Origin of the sequence: Azospirillum sp. TSO22-1 (assembly GCF_003116015.1) — a bacterium.
GTDB lineage: Bacteria > Pseudomonadota > Alphaproteobacteria > Azospirillales > Azospirillaceae > Azospirillum.
The window spans coordinates 1-19,960 of sequence record NZ_LGQZ01000043.1 but is presented as its reverse complement, the minus strand read 5'-3'; the positions used below and the strand labels follow the sequence as shown (position 1 = coordinate 19,960).

The 19,960-nt window shown below is 70.7% G+C and carries 20 protein-coding genes and 1 pseudogene; 10 read left to right on the top strand and 11 right to left on the bottom strand.

Annotated elements, in window-relative coordinates; all coding sequences use genetic code 11:
- Window positions 1-7: 7 nt before the first annotated feature.
- Window positions 8-412 (bottom strand): hypothetical protein, encoded by a 405-nt coding sequence (locus TSO221_RS12890; protein ID WP_109118905.1) that lies wholly within the window; start codon window positions 410-412, stop codon window positions 8-10.
- Window positions 413-610: 198 nt separating this feature from the next.
- Between TSO221_RS12890 and hisS the strand changes: the two genes are divergently transcribed.
- On the top strand, window positions 611-1,969 hold the full coding sequence (hisS, locus tag TSO221_RS12885) for a histidine--tRNA ligase (RefSeq protein ID WP_109118904.1): 1,359 nt from the start codon (window positions 611-613) through the stop codon (window positions 1,967-1,969).
- 404 nt (window positions 1,970-2,373) lie between these two features.
- Here hisS and TSO221_RS12880 read toward each other — a convergent pair whose 3' ends face one another.
- Both TSO221_RS12880 and amrB read right to left on the bottom strand, forming a co-directional pair.
- Window positions 2,374-3,204: a hypothetical protein gene (locus TSO221_RS12880; RefSeq protein WP_109118903.1), complete on the bottom strand. Its 831-nt coding sequence runs from the start codon at window positions 3,202-3,204 to the stop codon at window positions 2,374-2,376.
- 86 nt (window positions 3,205-3,290) lie between these two features.
- A complete protein-coding gene (gene amrB / locus TSO221_RS12875; RefSeq protein WP_158284073.1) occupies window positions 3,291-4,667 on the bottom strand; it encodes an AmmeMemoRadiSam system protein B in 1,377 nt (458 codons plus the stop codon).
- 87 nt (window positions 4,668-4,754) lie between these two features.
- Here amrB and amrS point away from each other — a divergent pair, with 87 nt between their 5' ends.
- The 3 genes from amrS (at window position 4,755) to TSO221_RS12860 (ending at window position 6,731) form a co-directional block, all read left to right on the top strand.
- Window positions 4,755-5,846, top strand: coding sequence for an AmmeMemoRadiSam system radical SAM enzyme (gene amrS / locus TSO221_RS12870; RefSeq protein ID WP_109118901.1), 1,092 nt, complete (start codon window positions 4,755-4,757; stop codon window positions 5,844-5,846).
- Window positions 5,847-5,978: 132 nt separating this feature from the next.
- Window positions 5,979-6,191, top strand: coding sequence for a hypothetical protein (locus TSO221_RS12865; protein WP_109118900.1), 213 nt, complete (start codon window positions 5,979-5,981; stop codon window positions 6,189-6,191).
- A gap of 60 nt (window positions 6,192-6,251) precedes the next feature.
- Window positions 6,252-6,731 (top strand): DUF1003 domain-containing protein, encoded by a 480-nt coding sequence (locus TSO221_RS12860; protein ID WP_109118899.1) that lies wholly within the window; start codon window positions 6,252-6,254, stop codon window positions 6,729-6,731.
- On the opposite strand, the gene TSO221_RS12855 is transcribed toward TSO221_RS12860, so the two are convergent.
- Complete coding sequence (locus TSO221_RS12855; RefSeq protein ID WP_109118898.1) at window positions 6,732-7,625, bottom strand: alpha/beta hydrolase; 894 nt, start codon at window positions 7,623-7,625, stop codon at window positions 6,732-6,734. It lies immediately after the preceding gene.
- A gap of 197 nt (window positions 7,626-7,822) precedes the next feature.
- Here TSO221_RS12855 and TSO221_RS12850 point away from each other — a divergent pair, with 197 nt between their 5' ends.
- Together TSO221_RS12850 and hrpB are read left to right on the top strand one after the other, a co-directional pair.
- Window positions 7,823-8,740: a DMT family transporter gene (locus tag TSO221_RS12850; RefSeq protein WP_109118897.1), complete on the top strand. Its 918-nt coding sequence runs from the start codon at window positions 7,823-7,825 to the stop codon at window positions 8,738-8,740.
- 31 nt (window positions 8,741-8,771) lie between these two features.
- Entirely contained in the window at window positions 8,772-11,294 is a 2,523-nt protein-coding gene (gene hrpB, locus TSO221_RS12845) for an ATP-dependent helicase HrpB (RefSeq protein WP_109118896.1), read from the top strand.
- Between the two features lie 376 nt (window positions 11,295-11,670).
- Here the strand turns inward: hrpB and TSO221_RS12840 are convergent, their stop codons facing one another.
- Both TSO221_RS12840 and TSO221_RS12835 read right to left on the bottom strand, forming a co-directional pair.
- Window positions 11,671-12,705 (bottom strand): SPFH domain-containing protein, encoded by a 1,035-nt coding sequence (locus tag TSO221_RS12840; RefSeq protein ID WP_109118895.1) that lies wholly within the window; start codon window positions 12,703-12,705, stop codon window positions 11,671-11,673.
- A gap of 18 nt (window positions 12,706-12,723) precedes the next feature.
- Complete coding sequence (locus TSO221_RS12835) at window positions 12,724-13,836, bottom strand: AI-2E family transporter (RefSeq protein WP_109118894.1); 1,113 nt, start codon at window positions 13,834-13,836, stop codon at window positions 12,724-12,726.
- 105 nt (window positions 13,837-13,941) lie between these two features.
- On the opposite strand from TSO221_RS12835, the gene TSO221_RS12830 reads away from it, so the two are divergent.
- Both TSO221_RS12830 and TSO221_RS12825 read left to right on the top strand, forming a co-directional pair.
- Window positions 13,942-14,457: a CreA family protein gene (locus TSO221_RS12830; protein ID WP_109118893.1), complete on the top strand. Its 516-nt coding sequence runs from the start codon at window positions 13,942-13,944 to the stop codon at window positions 14,455-14,457.
- Between the two features lie 74 nt (window positions 14,458-14,531).
- Window positions 14,532-14,717, top strand: a complete 186-nt coding sequence (locus TSO221_RS12825; protein ID WP_109118892.1) for a hypothetical protein — start codon at window positions 14,532-14,534, stop codon at window positions 14,715-14,717.
- 4 nt (window positions 14,718-14,721) lie between these two features.
- On the opposite strand, the gene TSO221_RS12820 is transcribed toward TSO221_RS12825, so the two are convergent.
- The 3 genes from TSO221_RS12820 to TSO221_RS12810 all read right to left on the bottom strand — a co-directional run bounded on the left by TSO221_RS12820 (window position 14,722) and on the right by TSO221_RS12810 (window position 17,302).
- The gene (locus TSO221_RS12820) at window positions 14,722-15,189 is read right to left on the bottom strand and encodes a PAS domain-containing protein (protein WP_109118891.1); all 468 of its coding nucleotides are present in this window, start codon (window positions 15,187-15,189) and stop codon (window positions 14,722-14,724) included.
- Between the two features lie 104 nt (window positions 15,190-15,293).
- Window positions 15,294-16,352: an AbrB family transcriptional regulator gene (locus tag TSO221_RS12815; RefSeq protein ID WP_109118890.1), complete on the bottom strand. Its 1,059-nt coding sequence runs from the start codon at window positions 16,350-16,352 to the stop codon at window positions 15,294-15,296.
- Window positions 16,352-17,302, bottom strand: coding sequence for a succinylglutamate desuccinylase/aspartoacylase family protein (locus tag TSO221_RS12810; RefSeq protein WP_109118889.1), 951 nt, complete (start codon window positions 17,300-17,302; stop codon window positions 16,352-16,354). The genes TSO221_RS12815 and TSO221_RS12810 overlap by 1 nt, the downstream gene beginning before the upstream one ends.
- A gap of 188 nt (window positions 17,303-17,490) precedes the next feature.
- On the opposite strand from TSO221_RS12810, the gene TSO221_RS12805 reads away from it, so the two are divergent.
- Both TSO221_RS12805 and TSO221_RS12800 read left to right on the top strand, forming a co-directional pair.
- Window positions 17,491-18,342 (top strand): N-formylglutamate amidohydrolase, encoded by an 852-nt coding sequence (locus tag TSO221_RS12805; protein WP_109118888.1) that lies wholly within the window; start codon window positions 17,491-17,493, stop codon window positions 18,340-18,342.
- A gap of 134 nt (window positions 18,343-18,476) precedes the next feature.
- On the top strand, window positions 18,477-18,686 hold the full coding sequence (locus TSO221_RS12800; protein ID WP_109118887.1) for a hypothetical protein: 210 nt from the start codon (window positions 18,477-18,479) through the stop codon (window positions 18,684-18,686).
- 23 nt (window positions 18,687-18,709) lie between these two features.
- Here the strand turns inward: TSO221_RS12800 and TSO221_RS12795 are convergent, their stop codons facing one another.
- Window positions 18,710-19,519 (bottom strand): NAD kinase, encoded by an 810-nt coding sequence (locus tag TSO221_RS12795; protein ID WP_109118886.1) that lies wholly within the window; start codon window positions 19,517-19,519, stop codon window positions 18,710-18,712.
- Between the two features lie 215 nt (window positions 19,520-19,734).
- A pseudogene (locus TSO221_RS12790) lies at window positions 19,735-19,960 on the bottom strand (GTP 3',8-cyclase MoaA); the annotation flags it as partial.

Below are 19,960 nucleotides of genomic sequence, written 5' to 3'. Positions count from 1 at the left end.
CGGGACGTCACGGCTTCTTGGTGGTCGCGGGCTCGTTCGCCTGCGGGGCGGGCGTGTGCTCCTTACTCTGGGCGGCCTTGGTCGCGTCCGCCTTGGCGGCGTCGGCCTTGGCCGGCGCGGCGGGCTTGGCCGCGTCGGAGGCCTTCGGGACCTCGGCGACGGAGGGCGCGGCGCCGGCCTTCTCGGTCTTCTGGACGGTCGTCTTCTGGGCCGGCGCCGCGGTGTCGCTGGTGCCGGTCTGCACGCTCTTGCCCGGAGCGGCCGTCGTCGTCGAGACAGACGGCTGGGCGGCCGGGGGCGTGGCGGTGTCCGCCGCGTGGGCCAGCGCCACGGGGCCGGCCACCAGGGCCGCGGCAACCGCGAAGGTGGAAACGGCCGAGGCGAAAATCCCACGATTGGCGAAGCGAGTCATAAATGACCTCCGATTGCGTGTGTTGCGATCAAGTGGATCGCACCTATACGAACGCGGCCCCCGCATCCTTCATTCCACGGCCTTCCGAAAATTTTTCCCTGCCAAAATTTTCGGGGCCGCGCGATTTTTCGTGCGGGGGTGACGGACGCCCGGAAACCCGCTAAAAACCTCCGCCTCCCGAGACCGGAATCGGACACCATGAGCCTGATCACCCCCCGCACCCCGCCCGGCGTGATGGAACTGCTGCCGCGCCAGCAGGTGGCCTTCCAGCGCATGCTGGACACCATCCGCCGCGGTTACGAGCGCTTCGGCTTCGTCCCTGTGGAGACGCCGGTGTTCGAGACGGTGGACACGCTGCTCACCAAGTCCGGCGGCGAGACCGAGAAGCAGGTCTATTTCGTCCAGAGCACCGGCGCCATCGCCCAGGGCCACAAGCCCGACATGGCGCTGCGCTTCGACCTGACGGTGCCGCTGGCGCGCTATGTGGCGGAGCACGAGCGCGACCTCGCCTTCCCGTTCCGCCGCTACCAGATCCAGCGCGTCTACCGCGGCGAGCGCGCCCAGCGCGGCCGGTTCCGCGAGTTCTACCAGTGCGACATCGACGTCATCGGCAAGGACAGCCTGTCCCTGCACTACGACGCCGAGATGCCGGCGGTGATCTACCACGTCTTCCGCGAGTTGGACTTCGGCGGCTTCACCATCAACGTCAACAACCGCAAGATCCTGCTGGGCCTGCTCGACGGCCTGGGTCTGTCCGACGCCGAGACCCGCGTGCTGGTGCTGCGCGAGATCGACAAGCTGGACAAGATCGGCCGCGACAAGGTGCGCGCCAACCTCACCGGCGAGGAACTGAAGGTCCCCGGCGACGTGGCCGACAAGATCCTCTCGCTGATCGCCGAGGAGAAGTCGAACGACGAGACGCTGGCGGCGCTGCGCGCCCTCGGCATCGAGAACGGGACGTTCCTCAAGGGTGTCGATGAGCTGACCACCGTCATCGAGGGCCTGAAGGCGTTCCAGGTGCCGGACGGCTACGTCCGCATCAACCTCGCCATCGCCCGTGGCCTGGATTACTACACCGGCACCGTCTACGAGACCTTCCTGAACGACCACAAGGGCATCGGCTCGGTCTGCTCGGGCGGGCGCTACGACAACCTGGCGAGCCACTACACCAAGTCGACTCTGCCCGGCGTCGGCATCTCCATCGGCGCCACCCGGCTGTTCTTCCAGCTGATGGACGCCGGCCTGATCAAGGATGCCGGCGCCACGGCGCAAGTGCTGGTCACCCAGATGGACGCCGCCCTGGGACCGGACTACTTCCGCATGGCCGCCGAGCTGCGGGCGGCGGGGCTCAACACCGAGATCCAGCTGGAAGGCGGCAAGATCGCCAGGCAGATGAAGTACGCCGACAAGGCCGGCATCCCGGTGGTCATCCTCATGGGCTCCGACGAGAAGGCGCGCGGCACGGCGACCGTGAAGCACCTCGTGAAGGGCGAGCAGGTCGAGGTGCCGCTGGGCGAACTGGCGGAGCGGGTGAAGGCGCTGCTCGGGCGCGGATGAGACGCCATGAAACGCTGTGAAACGCGTTGAGGCGGTTTGTTTCATGCGGGGGTGCTCACCACCAAGGGCCGGAGGCCCTTGGATCCTGGCTGATGTGGTCGGCAAAGCGCCGGGCGCCGGGCCCCCATGATGCTGCGTGCAGCGCCCCCGCCCCGAACCAAACTGGCCGCCTTTCATTCTCCGCAATAAGGATTTTTATCCTATAATATGCGCAAAGTCTAGCGCCAGTGGCCGTTTCCGGCGTTCAATCGCTTTCCAAATCGTCATCCCCGCGAAGGCGGGGATCCAGAGGGTCCGCCAAGCTCTTGATTCCGCAAGGCTCCCTGGATCCCCGCCTTCGCGGGGATGACGGCAACAGAAATGTTCGAACCGGTATCGAGCTATTGGAGGAGATGGGCGTGCCCCTACCGCTCCATCTCCGGCTGGATGCCCACGCTCTTCATCGCCCGGCACAGCTCGATGATCGCTTCGCTCATTTCCGGGAAGGCGACGGCCAGCGCGTGGCGGTCCTTGTCCAGGCGGATCACGTGGGCGACGGCGTGGACCGCCGGATGGTCGGGGACGTCCTCGCAGCGGATGTCGAGCTTCAGGCGGGTGCCGGCGCTCACCATCAGCTCGCCCCGGTAGGTCTCCAGCAGCAGGCCGCGGATCGACCAGTTGACGGTGCGGTAGCGGTGGCCGCCGATGTCCACCGTCAGGACCGGGTCCATGTAGCGGATGGCGCGTCGGCGCTCGATGCCGCCCGGCGGCTTCGGGCCAGTCTTTTCGCGGATCTCCAGCTTGCGGGCGTTGGCCTTCTTGGTGCGTTCGTCCACGCCGTCGGCGGTGGTCAGCAGCGCCGCCTGCACCCGCCGCTCGACGCCCGAGCGGAACTCGTCGTCGGCGCCGTAGCGCACCGCCTTGGCGAAGTGGGTCTTCGCCTTGGTCAGCACCTCGTTGCGGCCCTTGTCGTCGCCGGCGTGGCCCTTGCGCTCGGCCTCGCGGATCAGCGTGTCGACGCTGAGCTGGTAGGCGCTGCGCTGCAGCGACTTGGCGGTCTCGCGGAACTCGGTGGCGCGCTGGCTGGGGAACTCCTTGGCCTTCAGCAGGTCGGCCAGCGTGTTGGCCTGCTGCTCGACCACGTCGGGGTCGTTGCCCTCCGCCATCCGCCGCATGGCGCGCACGTGCTCCTCCGCCTTGCGGATCAAGGCCTCTTCGAGCTTGTGGCGTTGTTCGGCGTCCATGACGGCGGGCATGCGAGCCTCCGTGGATCCTCCACTCCACCTTCACAGTAACGTGCGTGTAATTAACAAACTCTGAATGCGACTCTATTGCGTTTCGCCTAGGTTTCGTCCGTGCCGAATGTTTCCGCAGTGAAGCAAAATGCGCGCATCGTCCCGGTCTCGACATCGGGGTCGAGGCCCGCTTTTGCCTTGAGGTGGCGCAGGAATGGGTGCCTGTCCGGCAGGACGTCCCACACCTTGGGCAGGAACAGGGCGCCGTGGCCACGATCCTGTATGATCAGCCCGTCCACCCCGGGGCGCAGCTGGCGCAGCAGGTCGGCCTCGCCGGAGAACGCCATCGGCCGGTTGTGGCTGAGGATCGACACGGTGACCGCCACCTTCGGCAGCTCGGCCGCGGTCAGCGGGCCGAAGCGCGGGTCCTGCGTCGCCGACTTCCAGGTGTTGGTCACCACGTCGCGGACCAGCGGGGAGACCGCCTGCACGCTGCCGATGCAGCCGCGCAGCTCGTCGTCGATCTCCAGCGTCACGAAGGTCTTGCGCACGGCACGCAGCGCCATGGGGAAGCTCTCGACCGCCACCTCGGGCGGCCGGCCGGTGCGCACCACGTGCTCCAGCGCGTTGTGCGCGGCGTCCAGCAGCTGGCGGCGCTCGGCGTCGGTCAGGCGGGCGGTATCGGCGGGCTCCAGCGTGTAGGCGCCGTAGCCGACCACCCGGCGCCGGTCGCCCGCCGTGTCGCCGGAGTTGCGCAGGTCGCGCGTGGTGACCCGCAGGTCCAGCGTCTGGGCGCGCAGCAGCAGGCCGGAGACCGGCAGGAAGCCGCAGGCCGCGTCGCCGCTCAGCTTCTCCGGCTCCGCCGCCTCGATGGCCTGGGAGGCGGCGAGGTCGAGGGCGCGCGCGGTGTCGTAGTCGTGGAAATGGCTGAGGTCGGAGGAGACGACGATCATCGTCTCCGGCCCGCCCCACAGCCGCCGCAGCACCGCGTCCACCGCCTGCGGCGCGCAGTGGCCGACCACCAGCGGCACCACGGACGCGTTCGGGAAGGTGCGCTGGATGAAGGGCAGGTGGACCTCCAGCGAATGCTCGCCCTCGAAGGCGTCGTCGAGGATCTGCACGTCGGGCAGGCCGAGGATGACGTCCAGCCCCGCGCGGTCCACCGGCACCACGCCCAGCGGCGTCACCAATCCGTCTGCGCTGGGCGCCGCCAGGCCGCGGAACGGCCAGCGGTGCGCCGGGCCGAGCAGCACGACGCGCGTCACCGTCCCGCCCAGGTGCTTCACCGCGGCGTAGGCGGTGCCGGCGATGGGGCCGGAATAGACGTAGCCGGCGTGCGGCGCGATGATCGCCTTCGCCGGCACCGGGCCGATGCCGGCGCCCGCCACGCACTCGGCCACCACGCGGTCGAGGGTCGCCGGGTCGGCGGGGTAGAACGCGCCCGCCACGGCCGGCGCGCGCAGATGCGTCATGGTGTTGGACATGAGTTGGGCACTGCCCATCTATGGATTCGGGGGTAGACCGAATGTCGGTCCTCCCATCGGCTTTTTCAACACGGCATCGCCCGTCACATGACCCACATGTTTCCCGCCCGCTATTGGCACGCGCTCGACGACGGGCGCATCCAGTGCGACCTCTGCCCGCGCGCCTGCAAGCTGTCGGACGGGCAGCAGGCGCTGTGCTTCGTGCGCGAGCGCCGGGGCGACCGGCTGGTGCTCAGCACCTACGGGCGCTCCTCGGGCTTCTGCATCGACCCCGTCGAGAAGAAGCCGCTGAACCACTTCCTGCCCGGCACGCCGATCCTGTCCTTCGGCACGGCGGGCTGCAACCTGGCCTGCAAGTTCTGCCAGAACTGGGACATCTCCAAGAGCCGGGAGACCGACACGCTGGCCGACTCCGCCGCGCCGGAGACCATCGCGCGCGCCGCGGCGGACACCGGCTGCCGCTCGGTGGCGTTCACCTACAACGATCCCGTCATCTTCCTGGAATACGCGGTGGACGTGGCGCAGGCCTGCCACGAGCGCGGGGTGAAGACGGTGGCGGTCACCGCCGGTTACATCTGCCCGGAGCCGCGGGTGGAGTTCTACCGCCACATGGACGCTGCCAACGTCGACCTGAAGGCGTTCACCGAGGCGTTCTACCACAAGATCACGGGCGCCCACCTCGCCCCGGTTCTCGACACGCTGAAGTACCTTCGCCATGAGACGAACGTCTGGTTCGAGATCACCACGCTGCTGATCCCCGGCGAGAACGACGGCGACGCCGAACTGGACGCCATGACCGGCTGGATCGGTGAGAACCTGGGGCCGGACGTGCCGCTGCACTTCACCGCGTTCCACCCCGACTACAAGATGCGCGACAAGGACTGGACGCCGCACGGCACGCTGCTGCGCGCCCGGGCCATCGCCAAGCGGAACGGGCTGCAGCACGTCTACGTCGGCAACGTGCGGGACCTGGAGAACTCCAGCACCTACTGCCCGTGCTGCGGGCAGCTGCTGATCGGGCGCAGCGGTTACACGCTGTCGGCCTGGAACCTCGATGCGGCGGGCGCGTGCGGCCGGTGCGGCACGGCGCTGGCGGGCGTGTTCGAGGCACGGCCGGGCGACTGGGGATCGCGGCGGATGCCGGTGCGGCTGCGGGACTACGCGGTCGCCGCGCCCTGATTGCACGATCCGCTGGAAACCATATTTATTTTGAGGTTATATCGTCGCAAGACGAAGCATCGGACGGGCGGCCAACGCCCGCCGCGGATTTGGAATCGCCCCCGGGATCGGTTGAATCCACGGGAGTAGGACATGGCATCGATGATGATCAAGGTTGCGGGCGAAGGCTTGGTCTCCAAGGCGCACCGCAACGCGGACGTCGGGCCGACGAGTGGGTCGTCGGTGGTCTACGAGGTGCTGAACATCCCGGCCGGCGTGCCGGACGAGGATGTCATCGCCGCGTTCAAGGGCTTCAAGCCGGCGGACAAGCAGTACGAAGTCGACTGGGCCGCGCTGAAGGGCTGAGCGATGATGCGGGGGGGCCGCGACCCGGCCCCCTCGGCATCGTTCCGGAGAGCCCCGCCCATGCCCACGCATCCCGCCGCCATCCACCCGATCGATCTCGAGCACCTGCGCAAGCTGCGCCCGGCGCACCGGCGGGTGCACGAGGAGCCGCTGTCGCTCGGCGGCCGCGTCGCCGACCGGGTGGCGGCGGGCGTCGGCTCCTGGCGCTTCATCATCATCCAGTCGTCGATCCTGGCGTTGTGGATCGTCGCCAACGTGCTGGCCTGGGCCTACCGCTGGGACCCGTACCCGTTCATCCTGCTGAACCTGGTGCTGTCCTTCCAGGCCGCCTACACGGCGCCGATCATCATGATGAGCCAGAACCGCCAGGCCGACATCGACCGCCGCAAGGCGGAGCAGGACTACCACGTCAACCTCAAGGCCGAGCTGGAGATCGAGCTGCTGCACCAGAAGCTCGACCTCCTGCGCGAACAGGAGATCGCCCGCCTGACCAAGCTGATCGAGGAGTTGATCGCCGAGCGGCGGACGAATCAGGGCTGATCAGCTCTTCTGCCCCGCCACGAACTTCTCGATCAGCGACAGCAGCAGCGCCGGGGTCTGCAGCATCGGGTAGTGGCCGGCGTTGGCGATGGTCTCCACCGTCAGGGCCTTGTAGGCCTGCGCGAACTTCGGGCGCTCGGTGGCCTCCTGGTAGAAGGGGATGTCGTCGGCGCCGGTGACCAGCAGCACCGGCAGCTCCAGCCCGGCGACCTCGGCGGTCACGTCGGTGCCGGTGAACATCTTGAGGTAGCCCAGCATCGCCTCGCGCCCGGTGGCGTTGCGGGCGATGGCCAGCTTGTAGTCCACCCAGCTGTCCGTGTAGCGCTGCGCCACGCGGGCCTTGATGGCGCCGCGCATCGCCTCGTCGCTGTCGATCACCGTCACCAGCCGCTGGAAGCCGGCCTCGTCGGTCTTGAAGCCGGAGGGCGGCACCGGCGTCACCACCACCAGGCTCTTGACGCGCTCCTTGCCCTTGGCCGCCATCGCCTGCGCGATCAGCCCCGACATCGAATGGCCGACGACGTGGAAGCGCGCGTGGCCGAGATGGTCCATCAGCGCGAACATGTCGGCGACCGCCTCGTCGGCGCTGTAGGCGCCGGCCAGCCCCTTCGACCAGCCGTAGCCGCGCAGGTCGGCGAACACGTAGGTGAAGGCCTTGCCGTTCAGGAAGGGCAGCAGGCCGGCCCAGTTGGTGTGGTCGCCCATCCACTCGTGCATCACCAGGATGGCCTCCGGCCCGGCGCCGACCACGCCGTGGCCGACGATGGCGGCGCCCGACGCGGCGGCAGAGGGCGGGGCGACGGTGAACTTCGGCTCCTGGGCCAGGGCGGGGGCGGACGTCATGGCGCCCAGCATACCGAGGCCGAGCACGAGGCGGGAGAGCAGTTGACGCATGCGGGGACCTTTCCTTGTTCGCGTGTTTTTCTGTGGCGCGTGTTCGCGTTTCGGTATGCGCAGCGGTAGGTCCGCACCGCGCGCCTGTCAATCCGCGATGAGGTCCCGCGGCGACCGGCCGCGGCGCAAGAACCGGGTGGCTCCGCCGCCCCGGCCCCGTCATTCTGCCGGGAAGCGAACCGGGGAGATGGCGACGCATGACCGCACCGCGCATGGGCTTGGCCGAATGGCTGATGCTGATCCTGCTGTCCGTGCTGTGGGGCGGCGCGTTCCTGTTCGGCAAGATGGCGGTGGCGGATCTGCGGCCGTTCACCGTGGTGCTCGCCCGGGTGGCGCTGGCCGCCGCGGCGCTGGCGCTGGTGGTGCGCGCCGCCGGGCTGCGGATGCCGGGCACGCCGGCGGCGTGGCGGCCGTTCTTCGTGCTCGGGCTGCTGAACAACCTCGTGCCGTTCAGCCTGATCTTCTGGGGGCAGACGCAGATCGCCAGCGGGCTGGCGGCCATCCTCAACGCCACCACGCCGCTGTTCGGCGTCGTCCTCGCCCACGCGCTGACGCCGGACGAGCGCCTGACCGCGCCGCGGCTGGCCGGCGTGCTGCTGGGCATCGGCGGCGTGGCGGTGATCGTCGGGCCGGAGGCGCTGGGCGGCGCCGGGACGGCGGTGCTGGCGCAGTTCGCCGTGCTGGGGGCGGCGCTGTCCTACGGCTGCGCCGGGATCTACAGCCGGCGCTTCCGCGGCACGCCGCCGCTGGTGACGTCGGCCGGGCAGGTCACCGCCTCGGCGCTGATGATCCTGCCGGTGGCGCTGCTGGTGGACCGGCCGTGGGAGGGCGCGATGCCGGGGGCGGTCACCTGGGGAGCGCTGCTGGGGCTGGCGCTGTTGGGGACAGCCGGGGCATACGTGCTGTACTTCCGCATCATGGCGCGGGCGGGGGCGACCAACGCCATGCTGGTCACGCTGCTGATCCCGGTCAGCGCGCTGCTGCTCGGCGCCGTGGTGCTGGGCGAGGCGGTGGAGCCGCGGCAGGTCGCCGGCATGGCGCTGATCGGGCTCGGGCTGGCGGTGATCGACGGGCGGCCGCTGGGCTGGGTGCGGCGGCTCGCACCCGCCTCTTGATTTCTCGCGCACGGCGCGCCAGCAAGGGGGCATGGCGATTCCCCCTCTCCCAATCGATCCCGTCCTTCCCGAGCTTCTTGCGGCGCTGGCCGGGCGCGGCGTCGCCGTGCTGCAGGCGCCGCCGGGTGCCGGCAAGACGACGCGGGTGCCGCTGGCGTTGCTCGACCAGCCGTGGCTGGCCGGGCGAAAGGTCATCGTGCTGGAGCCGCGCCGGCTGGCCGCGCGCGCCGCGGCGCGGCGGATGGCGTCCATGCTGGGCGAGGCGGTGGGGGAGACGGTCGGCTACCGCGTCCGCCTCGACACCAGGGTGGGTCCGAAGACCCGCATCGAGGTGGTGACCGACGGCCTGTTCCTGCGCCAGCTGCAGGACGATCCGGAGTTGTCCGGCGTCGGCGCCGTGCTGTTCGACGAGTTCCACGAGCGCGGCATCGACAGCGACCTAGCCCTGGCCCTGGTCCAGGAATCGCGCGGCGCCCTGCGCGACGACCTGCGGCTGGTGGCGATGTCGGCGACGCTGGACGGCGGCCCGGTGGCGGCGCTGCTCGACGCGCCCATCGTCACCAGCGAGGGCCGCGCCTTCCCGGTGGAGACCCGCCACCTCGACGCTCCCGCCCAGGGCACCCGCATCGAGGACGCGGTGGCCGCCGCGGTGCGCCGGGCGCTCGCCGAGGAGTGCGGCAACGTCCTGGTCTTCCTGCCCGGCGCCGGCGAGATCCGCCGCGTGCAAAGCCTGCTGGAGGGCGCCGTCCCCGCCGACGTGCAACTCGCCCCGCTGTACGGCGACCTGCCGGCCGACGCGCAGGACCGCGCCATCGGCCCGACGCCGCCGGGCACGCGCAAGGTGGTGCTGGCCACGCCGATCGCCGAGACCAGCCTGACCATCGAGGGCATCCGCGTCGTGGTGGACAGCGGCCTGATGCGGGTGCCGCGCTTCGACCCGCGCTCGGGCATGACGCGGCTGGTGACGGTGAAGGTCTCCCAGGCCTCGGCCGAGCAGCGCCGCGGGCGCGCCGGCCGCCTGGAGCCCGGCATCGGCTACCGCCTGTGGCCGGAGGTGACGCACAGGGCGCTCGCCCCCTTCACGCCGCCGGAGATCCTCGACGCCGATCTGGCGCCGCTGGCGCTGGAGCTGGCGATGTGGGGCGTGGGCGATCCTGGCACGCTGGCGTGGCTCGACCCGCCGCCGGCCGCGGCGATGGCGCAGGCGCGCGAGCTGCTGCGCGAGCTGGGGGCGCTCGACGCCGGCAACGCCATCACCGCGCACGGGCGCCGCATGGCCGGCTTCGGCGTGCACCCGCGCCTCGCCCACATGATGCTGGCCGGCAAGGACATGGGGCTGGGCGGGCTGGCCTGTCAGGTGGCGGCGCTGCTCGGCGAGCGCGACATCGTCCGCGCCCAGCCCGGCTTCCGCGACGCCGACCTGCGCCTGCGCGTCGAGCTGCTGCGGTCGCTGGACGAGGACGGCCGCATGCGGGCCGGGCGCGGCCTGACGGTGGAGCGCGCCGGGGCGCAGCAGGCGCTCCGGCAGTCGCGGCAGTGGATGCGGCAGCTGAAGGTGCGCGACGGCGAGGGGGGCATCGGGTCCGCCGGGCTGCTGGTGGCGCTGGCCTACCCCGACCGCATCGGACAGCGCCGGCCGGGCAACAGCGGGCCGGCGACGCAGTACCGCCTGTCCAACGGCCGCGGTGCCTTCTTCCCCGAGCCGGAGCCGCTGTCGGCCGAGGACTGGCTGGCGGTCGCCGACCTGGATGGTGCTGCGCGCGAATCGCGCATCTTCCTCGCCGCCCCGGTCACCCTGGCGGAGCTGGAGGAGACCTTCGCGGAGCACGTCCGCACCGAGACGGTGGTGACCTGGGATTCGCGCGAGCAGCTGGTGCTGGCGCGGCGCCGCCGCATGCTGTTCGCGCTGATCCTCAAGGACGAGCGGCTGGGCAACCCGCCGGCCGACGCGGTGGCGGCGGCGCTGCTCCAGGGAGTGCGCGAGATGGGCCTCGCCTGCCTGCCGTGGAGCGACGAGCTGCGCAAATGGCAGGCCCGCGTCTCCTTCCTGCGCCGCATCGAGGGGGAGGAGTGGCCGGACGTCGCCGACGCCGCGCTGCTGGACGGTCTGGAGGCGTGGCTGGCGCCCTTCATGGAGGGCGTGTCGCGCCGCGCGCACCTGGAGCGGATCGATTTGTCGAGCGCGCTGCGCGGGCTGCTGCCGTGGGCGATGCAGAAGCGCCTGGACGCCGAGGCGCCGACCCACGTGGAGGTGCCGAGCGGTTCGCGCGTGCCCATCGACTATTCGGGCGAGGAGCCGGTGCTGGCGGTGCGCCTGCAGGAGATGTTCGGGCTGGCGGAGACGCCGCGGGTGGCCGGCGGCCGGGTGCCGCTGCTGCTGCACCTGCTGAGCCCGGCGCGCCGGCCGGTGCAGGTGACCCGCGACTTGGCGAGCTTCTGGGCGAACGCCTACAAGGCGGTGAAGGCCGACCTCAAGGGGCAGTACCCCAAGCACTACTGGCCGGACGACCCGATGCAGGCCGAGCCCACCGCGCGGGCGAAGCCGCGGCGCTGATCAGTGCAGCAGGGTCCACAGGGCGAGGACGGAGGCGGCGAACATCAGGCTGCCGGCCGGCAGAACCCAGCCGTCCGCCGCGGCGGCCTGGGCGATGGTTCTCTTGTGGCGTTGCATGACGGCCTCTCCTGTGGATGGTCCCTATAGGAGAGGATGGTGTGCGAGGGGCGCCGCGTCCAATCGGATGTGCGGATCGCAGCGATAGGGCGGGGCTTCCATGAGCCCTCCCCAGCCTCCGGCGGGGGAGGGTTGGGTGGGGGCAGCGGCCTGCACAAGAATCAACGCCCGCCACCGTAGCCGTAGCCCCCACCTTCCCGCACCTGCGGTGCGGGCCCCTTCCTCCCCCGCCGGAGGCGGGGGAGGGGACAAGATACGTTTACGCGATCTCCACGCCGCTCTCGCCCCAGGGGCCGGTGCGCGGCGGTTCCGGCAGCGGCGCCGGGGGCTTCGGGCGCGGCGGCGGTTCGGGCGCGGGAACCGCGCCTCCGCCGTCCCCGCCCTTGAACGCCTCGCGGGCGATCTCGGCGATGCCGCCGATGGCGCCGATCACGCCGGTGGCCTCCAGCGGCAGGAACAGCACCTTCTGGTTCGGCGCCGAGGCCATCTTGGTCAGCGCCTCGACGTAGCGCTGGGCGACGAAGTAGTTGATCGCCTGCACGCTGCCCGAATTCACCGCCTGCGACACCATCGCGGTGGCCCGCGCCTCGGCCTCGGCCTCGCGTTCGCGCGCCTCGGCGTCGCGGTAGGCGGCCTCGCGCCGGCCCTCGGCCTGCAGGATGGCGGCCTGCTTCTCGCCTTCGGCGCGCAGGATGGCGGCCTGGCGCAGGCCCTCGGCCTCCAGGATGACGGCGCGGCGGTCGCGCTCGGCCTTCATCTGGCGGGCCATGCTGTCCACCAGGTCGCGCGGCGGCTGGATGTCGCGGATCTCGATCCGCGTGACCTTGACGCCCCACGGGCCGGTCGCCTCGTCCACCACCGACAGCAGCTGCGCGTTGATCTTGTCGCGCTGGGAAAGCAGCTCGTCCAGGTCCATCGAGCCCATGACCGTGCGCACGTTGGTCATGGTCAGGTTGAGGATGGCGAGCTGCAGGTTGTTGACCTCGTACGACGCCTTGGCGGCGTCCACCACCTGGAAGAAGACCACGCCGTCCACCGTCACCATGGCGTTGTCCTTGGTGATGACCTCCTGCGAGGGGACGTCGAGCACCGTCTCCATCATGCTCTGCTGGCGGCCGATGCGGTCGATGACCGGAATCACCAGATGCAGGCCCGGCGTCAGGGTGCGGGTGTAGCGGCCGAAGCGCTCCACCGTCCATTCCTGGCCCTGCGCCACCGTCTTGACGCCCAGAACCACCAGCGCCAGCGCGAGCACCACCAGCGCCAGCACGAACAGCGTGAATCCGCTCACCATCGCCAAGCCTTCTTCGCGTCAATCCCCCAGCAAGGCGCCGATCGCCTTGGCCGGTTCGTGAGCATCGCACAGGATCTTGAAGATGGCGAGGATCGGCACCGCCAGCAGCGCGCCGGGAATGCCCCACATCCAGCCCCAGAACAGGATCGACACGAACACCGCGATGGGGTTCAGCGACAGCCGCCGGCCGATGATCATCGGCGTCAGGAAATTGCCCTCGATCATCGTCAGCGCCACGAAGGACAAGGGCGGCGCCAGGATGTTGAACAGCCCGTTGAAGGTCAGCACCGACACCAGGAACAGCACCGCCGTCATCACCGCCGGCCCGATGAACGGGATGAAGTTGAGGAAGGTGATCATCGCCCCCCACAGCGCGGGGTTTGGCATGCCCTGCACCCACATCAGCAGCGCCGTGGCGATGCCCAGCACGACGTTGATGGCGGTGATGGTGGCCAGATAGACGGCGATGTTCTGCTGCACCGTTCCCGCCACCATGGCGTAGTGGACGCGGTCGTCGATGCTGCGCATGGTGCCGATCAGCGCCTCCAGGCTCTGCCGGCCGCGGGCCAGGAAGAAGTACAGCAGCACCATCAGGATCACCACGTTGGCGATCACCGCCTCGGTCTGCTTGAGCACCTGATCGGCCAGCGACGGGCCGCGCACCACCACCTCGCGGGCCGCCTCGCCGCCGGGGCCGGCGATCCGCTCGATCTGCTGGGAGGCCTTGCGGGCGCGCTCCAGCCCGTCGCGGAGGTCGCCGAGCTTGAACTCCAGCTCGCGCATGACGCGCGGCACGCGGTCGATCCACTCCGTCGCCGGGCCGGTGAGGGTGTAGATGCCGGCGCCGACCAGCCCGAACACCACGAGCACCATGATGGCGGCGCCGATCCCCTCGGGGATGCGCAGGCGGTACAGGCCGCGCACCAGCGGACGCAAAAGGAAACTAAGGATCAGCGCCAGCGCGATCGGCAGCAGCACGTCGCGCCCGAAATACACGGTGTACAGCACGGCGATGACGAACAGGCCCATCACCGCGACGGCCGTCGGGTTGCGCGGGTGCTTCGCCGGGGGCAGCGGCTCGGTCACCGGCGGCGGGGTGTCGAGCGTGGAGTCGGTGGTGCGGTCGGACATGCGGCGGCGGGATCCCCCCAGGGCCTCGATGGGTGGTTCTTGAAGCCGGCGCGCGCGGGGCCAGATGTTGCGGGTTCGACACCGCTTTCCTGGAGACACCCGGCGATGCGCGCGCGCCTGCCCCTGCTAAACACCCTGGCCGCCCTGTCGGCTCTCGCGCTGCTCGGGGTGGCCCGACCGGCGCTGGCGGAGGACGTCGGCCGCTTCAGCAACGACTGGACCGGCAACGGCTTGGTCGTGCAGGCCATCGAGGACCCGAAGGTGAAGGGCGTGACCTGCCATCTGGTGGACTTCGACCGCTCGCTGATCGACCGGCTGTCGAAGGGCAACTGGTTCGAGGACCCGTCCAACGCCTCCATCGCCTGCCGCATGACCGGGCCGGTGTCGGTCGGCGACATCGACCTGTCGCAGAAGGGCGAGGAGGTGTTCTCCGAGCGCAAGAGCCTGATCTTCAAGTCCATCGCCATCCGCCGCATCTACGACCGGGTGAACGACACGCTGGTCTACGTGGTCTATTCGCGGCAGGTGAAGGACGCCTCGGCCAAGATGTCCATCTCGACCGTCCCGCTGTTCCAGGCCAACGCGATGTGGGAGAAGGGGCGGCCGGTGGCGAAGAAGTGACGGGATTGCGTTAGGGAAAATTTTAGACACTTCCAAGACAATGGTCGGCGAGACCGCTTGGAGGAGAGGTGTCGATGCAGAAGGACCGCACGGAGCTGCTGCGCGAGCTGAGCGCCCACGTCGGCCGGCCCGACTTCGCCGAGATCGCCGCGCGCATCACCCGCGAGATGCAGCAGCCGGCCCCCGAACCGCCGAAGCCGGCACCGCGCAACGTCGGCGCGCCGCGCCGCCCGTCCACGCCGACGCGCCGGGCCTCCTGACGCCTCATTCCGCGTATATCGAGCCGCCGCTGCGCCGGAAGCCGTGCGCGTACATGGCGACGATCAGGTGCGTCACCCGCTCGTCCTCACCGCACGGCAGCATCAGCCGTTCCAGCACCGTGAAGTTTTGCAAGGCCATCCCGGGCTGCAGCGTGTCGAGGCGCGATGTGCGGGTCCGCACGCACTCCCGGTAGGGGCCCAGCAGCGTCTCGCGGTGCGCCGCCTTGTAGGCGTCGTCCAGGTAGCGGCCGGTGAAGTCCTCGCCGGCGAGGTCGCGGATCGCCGTGCCCTCCAGCGTCACCTTGAAGCGCAGCGGCTCCAGTTCCACCGCCAGCATGCGGATGTGGCCGAACCAGGGCCGGAACTCCTCGGCGACGAAGTCGCGGCGCGACGGCATCGTCCGGCCCGCCCGCCGGAGATCCCAGAACCCTTCCAGTTCGGAGATCAGGGTGAGATCGCGGCGGACCAGCATGACGGAGTGACCATAACGGAAATAGGTAATACCAATTTATCGCTTCTTTGATTGACTTTCAATGGAAATTGCTGCACCGCACAATGGTATCGGTGCGAACTTCGTCACGCCCCGCGGGAGCGGCGGGCCGCCCAGCGCCGCCACAGCAGGAACGCGGCGGGGGCCAGCGTGACGATCAGCAGGATGCGCACCACGTGGTGGGTCGAGACGAAGGCGACGTCGACGCCCAGCGCCAGCGCGATCAGGCTCATCTCGGCCAGCCCGCCGGGGGCGAAGGCGAGGATCAGCCCGGCCATGCCGAACCCGGTGGCGGCGTTCAGCGCGCCGCCGAATCCCACGGCCAGCCCAAGCATCAGCGCCGTGCCGCCGACCGCCACCACGGCGCCCCGGCCGACCTCGCGCAGCCGCACGCCGGCGAAGCGGCAGCCCAGCGAGGCGCCGACCACCACCTGCGCCGCGGCGACCAGGGCGCCCGGCGGCTTGCCCTCGGTCAGGCCGGCGAGGTGGAGGGCGGCGGACACCAGCATCGGCCCGACGATCTGCGCCGCCGGGATGCGCAGCGCCCGCGCGATGGGATAGCCGACGGCGCAGGAGGCCAGCAGCAGCAGGTCCGGCACCGGCACCGCCAGCAGGTCGGGGCCGAGCGGCCGGCGCTGCCCCGGCGCGTAGTAGCCCAGCGCCTGGAACCAGAACGGGATCACCATCACCACCAGCATGACGCGCAGCGCGTGCACCAGCGAGATGGTGCGGTCGTCGCCGCCCATGGCGGTGCCGGCCAGGACCATCTCGTTGAGGCCGCCGGGGGTGGCGGTGAAGTAGGCGGTCACCGGGTCGTAGCCGGCGACGCGGCGCAGGTACAGCAGGCCGGCCACGGTGGCGGCGACGATGTAGACCAGCAGCCCGGACAGCGTCAGCGTCCAGCCGCCCATCTGCGCCACGATGGCCGGGGTGAAGCCGCTGCCCAGCATGATGCCGAGCACGGTGATCATGGTGCCGCGCAGCGGCCTCGGCACCGCCACCGGCAGCGCCGCCATGGCGGCGGCCGTGGTGAACAGCATGGCGCCGATCATCCACGCCAGCGGCATCCGGAAATGGTCGAACAGCGCGCCGCCCGCCGTGCCGATCGCCAGGGCAAGCAGCAGCGGCCGCCACCGGCCGCGCATCAGGGCACCAGCCGGCCGAGCCGCACCGCCGTCTGCCCGGCCTTGGCCCGGCGCGCCGGCATGATCAGCACGCAGTCGTCGTGCGGCGTCACCACCGGCGTGTCGCCGTCGTGGGCGATCAGCGTGCCGGCCCGCGGCAGCACCTCCAGCCCGACGAAGGCGCGGACGAAGGCGAAGGAGTCGGTGCGCGCGGTCACCGCCTGCGTCACCTCGACGACGCGCAGCGGCTCGTCGCGCCTGCGCAGGAAGGGCAGGGCGATATCGGCGTCGATCATGTCGGCGTTCAGCAGGAAGCGCAGGCAGGTCTCCACCGCCACGTCGGCGGTGGCGGCCTTCCAGTGCTGGCCGCACTCCACCAGCAGCGCGGTGGGGCCGCCGTCGGACGCGGCGAACGCGCCGTAGTCGAGCAGGCGGCGGCCCGACGCGTGCCCCTCGTCGGCGACGATCCACGACGGGTGGCCGAGGCGCCGGGCCAGCTCCCGCCCCCGCCGGGTGCGGCCGCACAGCGTCAGCGGCGCGGTGTCGTTGGTCATGGAGTGGACGTCGAGCAGCAGGTCGGCGCTGTCGTACACCGGGCGCAACTGACGGGCGCGGTGCAGCTCGACCGAGTCGCGGCGGCCGTCGAGCACTTCGGGCGACCAGACCCGGTTGAAGTCCTCCTCGACGCAGCGCGAGGCGTAGGGGGTGTCGGGATCGAAGCCGAGGTAGGCGGCGACGTTGGCCAGCGCCAGCGTCAGCCGGCCGCGCGTCGGCCGCACGCCGAGGCGGAACAGCGTGTCGATGGCGACCGCGCCGCACACCTCGTTGCCGTGGGTGAGCGCGTTGATCACCGCGTGCGGGCCGGGCCGCCCGCTCTCCAGCGTGGTGACGTAGTCGATCCCGGTGTTGCCGCGGCGGTAGGGGGTGACGTCCGGCGGCGTCAGGTCGATGGCGGTGCTGGACTCGGTCAAGGGATGCTCTGAGGTTGCGGGCCCGGGATCGCCGGGAAGTATGGCGGAGCGGGGCGTGGCACGCCAGCCCCGGGCGGCCGCGGGGCGCCGCCGCGATGATGACAGTTTTCGGTCGACGGCGGGTTGCCGCCTCGTCTATACGCAGCCACTTGAGAATCGGTTGCGGCAGGAAGCGGCGGCGGGATGCCATGGGCTTCGTGATCGAGGGGGTCCTCGTCCGTCATGACCCGGTGGGCCTGCGCCTGCCGGTGCTGTTCGATTCGCCGCACAGCGGCAGCGTCTACCCGCCCGACTTCCGCCACCTCTGCCCGTTCCCGGTGCTGCGCCAGGCCGAGGACACCTACGTGGACGAGCTGTTCGGCGCGGTGCCCGCGTTCGGCGCCACGCTGCTGTGCGCGCTGTTCCCGCGCACCTACATCGACGCCAACCGCGCCGCCGACGACCTCGACCCCAAGCTGCTGGACGGCCGCTGGCCGCTGCCCCTGCGCCCGAGCGCCAAGAGCGCCGGCGGCCTCGGCCTGATCCGCACGCTGTGCCGGCCGGGCATGCCGCTCTACCCGGACAAGCTGAGCGTCGAGGAGGTGGCGGCGCGCATCGAGCGCTACTACCACCCCTACCACGCCGAGGTCGCCGCGGCGATCAACGCCAACGTGACGGGGTTCGGCGCCTCCTGGCACGTCGACTGCCACTCCATGCCGTCCTGCGGCGACGGCGGCGGGGCGGACTTCGTCGTCGGCGACCGCGACGGAACCACGTCGGAGCGCGCCTTCGTCGATCTGGTGGTGCGGACGCTGCGCGCCCACGGCTACGCGGTCGCGCTCAACCATCCCTACAAGGGGGTGGAGCTGGTGCGGCGCTACGGCAAGCCGGGACGCGGCCGCCACTCGATCCAGCTGGAGGTCAACCGGCGCCTCTACATGAACGAGGAGACGCTGGAGAAGCACGCCGGCTTCGCGGTGGTGCAGCGCGACCTGACCGCGCTCGCCCGCGAGATCTGCGCCTACGCCGGCAGCCGTACGGCGCGCCGGGCGGCGGAATAGCGGTCCTCCCCCCTCCCTAGCGGCGGGAAACGGGCGCGCCATATCGTTTGCAGCCCGTCGGAGCGCCGGGAGACCATCGTCCGTCCGGTGCTCACTGCCAGGAGTCGCGCATGACCCCAAACCAGAGAGCCGAAATGGCACTGTCCGCGATGTTCGGTCTGAGCCGGAGCGAGCAGATCCGCGTCGTCGAGGACGCGATCCGTGCCGCCCGTCGCGAGGCGCTGGAGGAGGCCGCGACGCTGGCCGAGCGATCGCAGTGCGAACACGAGCAGGAAGGGAACCGCTGGTACAACGAGGCGTGCGAGGACATCGCCACCGCGCTCCGCGGCCAAGCGGGCGCGTAGGCCGCCCGCGGCGGAGCCGGCCGTCAGGGCTCGAACTGCTCCTTGAGGATGCGTTCCTCGAAGTTGAACTCCGGGTCGAACAGCAGGGTGAGCGAGACGTCGCGCGCCTCGGTCACCTCGACCCGCTCGACCTCGCGCACCTCGGTGAAGTCGGCGACGGCGCTGACCGGGCGCTTGGCGGTCTCCAGCACGTCGAAGCTGATGTGTGCGGCGTGCGGCAGCAGCGCGCCGCGCCAGCGCCGCGGGCGGAAGGCGCTGATCGGCGTCAGCGCCAGGATGCCGGCGCCCAGCGGGATGATCGGCCCGTGGGCGGACAGGTTGTAGGCGGTGCTGCCGGCCGGCGTGGCGACCAGCGCGCCGTCGCAGATCAGTTCGGGCAGGCGGACCTTGTCGTCCACCGTGATGCGCAGCTTGGCGGCCTGCCGCGTCTCGCGCAGCAGCGACACCTCGTTGATGCCGATGGCCTCGACGGTCGGGCCGTTGACCCGCGTCGCCTTCATGCGCAGCGGGTGCAGGGTGACGTGCTGGGCGCGCTGCACGCGCTCGGCCAGGTCATCCTCGCGGTAGGCGTTGAGCAGGAAGCCGACCGAGCCGCGATTCATCCCGTACACCGGCTTCGGCGAGCACCCGCCGCGCCCCAGCGCGCGGTGCAGCGTCTCCAGCAGGAAGCCGTCGCCGCCCAGCGCCACGATGACGTCGGCCATGCCGATCGGCACGTTGCCGTAGCGATGCACCAGCCGCGTGCGGGCGCGGCGGGCCTCCTCGGTGTCGGCGCACACGAAGGCGATGTGCGGCGGGTCGTGGCGGAAGGTCGGGGCGGCGGGGTCGGTCATCGTGCCGCGACCATAGCGCAGGTCGGGGGCGGGGGAAACCTCGGCTGGGGAGGGATGTCCGATCCGGATCGGAGCCTGTTCGGCGTTCCACCACGTTCTCTTTGCGTCATCCCCGCGAAGGCGGGGATCCAGGAGACTTGGCGAAGGCGGACTGTGGCGAGGTGCCCTGGATCCCCGCCTTCGCGGGGATGACGGATAAAAGGTACGGAGGAGGGTTAGCCCCCCGTCACGCTCATGTGCCGGGACACCGCGGCGCCGTGGCGATGGCGGTCGATGATGAAGTCGTGGCCCTTCGGCTTGCGCTGGATGGCGGCGCGCACGGCGTCGATCAGCAGGCCGTCGTCGTCGCTCAGGCGCAGCGGCGTGCGCAGGTCGGCGGCGTCCTCCTGGCCCAGGCACATGTACAGCGTGCCGGTGCAGGTCAGCCGCACCCGGTTGCAG

Coding starts and splice junctions, on each gene's coding strand:
- TSO221_RS12855 (WP_109118898.1), bottom strand. CDS start 7,625: ATGCGTCAACTGCTCTCCCGCCTCGTGCTCGGCCTCGGTATGCTGGGC.
- TSO221_RS12830 (WP_109118893.1), top strand. CDS start 13,942: ATGCGCGCGCGCCTGCCCCTGCTAAACACCCTGGCCGCCCTGTCGGCT.
- amrS (WP_109118901.1), top strand. CDS start 4,755: ATGACCCACATGTTTCCCGCCCGCTATTGGCACGCGCTCGACGACGGG.
- amrB (WP_158284073.1), bottom strand. CDS start 4,667: ATGTCCAACACCATGACGCATCTGCGCGCGCCGGCCGTGGCGGGCGCG.
- TSO221_RS12835 (WP_109118894.1), bottom strand. CDS start 13,836: ATGTCCGACCGCACCACCGACTCCACGCTCGACACCCCGCCGCCGGTG.
- TSO221_RS12800 (WP_109118887.1), top strand. CDS start 18,477: ATGGCACTGTCCGCGATGTTCGGTCTGAGCCGGAGCGAGCAGATCCGC.
- TSO221_RS12805 (WP_109118888.1), top strand. CDS start 17,491: ATGGGCTTCGTGATCGAGGGGGTCCTCGTCCGTCATGACCCGGTGGGC.
- TSO221_RS12865 (WP_109118900.1), top strand. CDS start 5,979: ATGGCATCGATGATGATCAAGGTTGCGGGCGAAGGCTTGGTCTCCAAG.
- TSO221_RS12840 (WP_109118895.1), bottom strand. CDS start 12,705: ATGGTGAGCGGATTCACGCTGTTCGTGCTGGCGCTGGTGGTGCTCGCG.
- TSO221_RS12825 (WP_109118892.1), top strand. CDS start 14,532: ATGCAGAAGGACCGCACGGAGCTGCTGCGCGAGCTGAGCGCCCACGTC.
- hisS (WP_109118904.1), top strand. CDS start 611: ATGAGCCTGATCACCCCCCGCACCCCGCCCGGCGTGATGGAACTGCTG.
- TSO221_RS12795 (WP_109118886.1), bottom strand. CDS start 19,519: ATGACCGACCCCGCCGCCCCGACCTTCCGCCACGACCCGCCGCACATC.
- TSO221_RS12880 (WP_109118903.1), bottom strand. CDS start 3,204: ATGCCCGCCGTCATGGACGCCGAACAACGCCACAAGCTCGAAGAGGCC.
- TSO221_RS12850 (WP_109118897.1), top strand. CDS start 7,823: ATGACCGCACCGCGCATGGGCTTGGCCGAATGGCTGATGCTGATCCTG.
- TSO221_RS12820 (WP_109118891.1), bottom strand. CDS start 15,189: ATGCTGGTCCGCCGCGATCTCACCCTGATCTCCGAACTGGAAGGGTTC.
- TSO221_RS12860 (WP_109118899.1), top strand. CDS start 6,252: ATGCCCACGCATCCCGCCGCCATCCACCCGATCGATCTCGAGCACCTG.
- TSO221_RS12815 (WP_109118890.1), bottom strand. CDS start 16,352: ATGCGCGGCCGGTGGCGGCCGCTGCTGCTTGCCCTGGCGATCGGCACG.
- hrpB (WP_109118896.1), top strand. CDS start 8,772: ATGGCGATTCCCCCTCTCCCAATCGATCCCGTCCTTCCCGAGCTTCTT.
- TSO221_RS12890 (WP_109118905.1), bottom strand. CDS start 412: ATGACTCGCTTCGCCAATCGTGGGATTTTCGCCTCGGCCGTTTCCACC.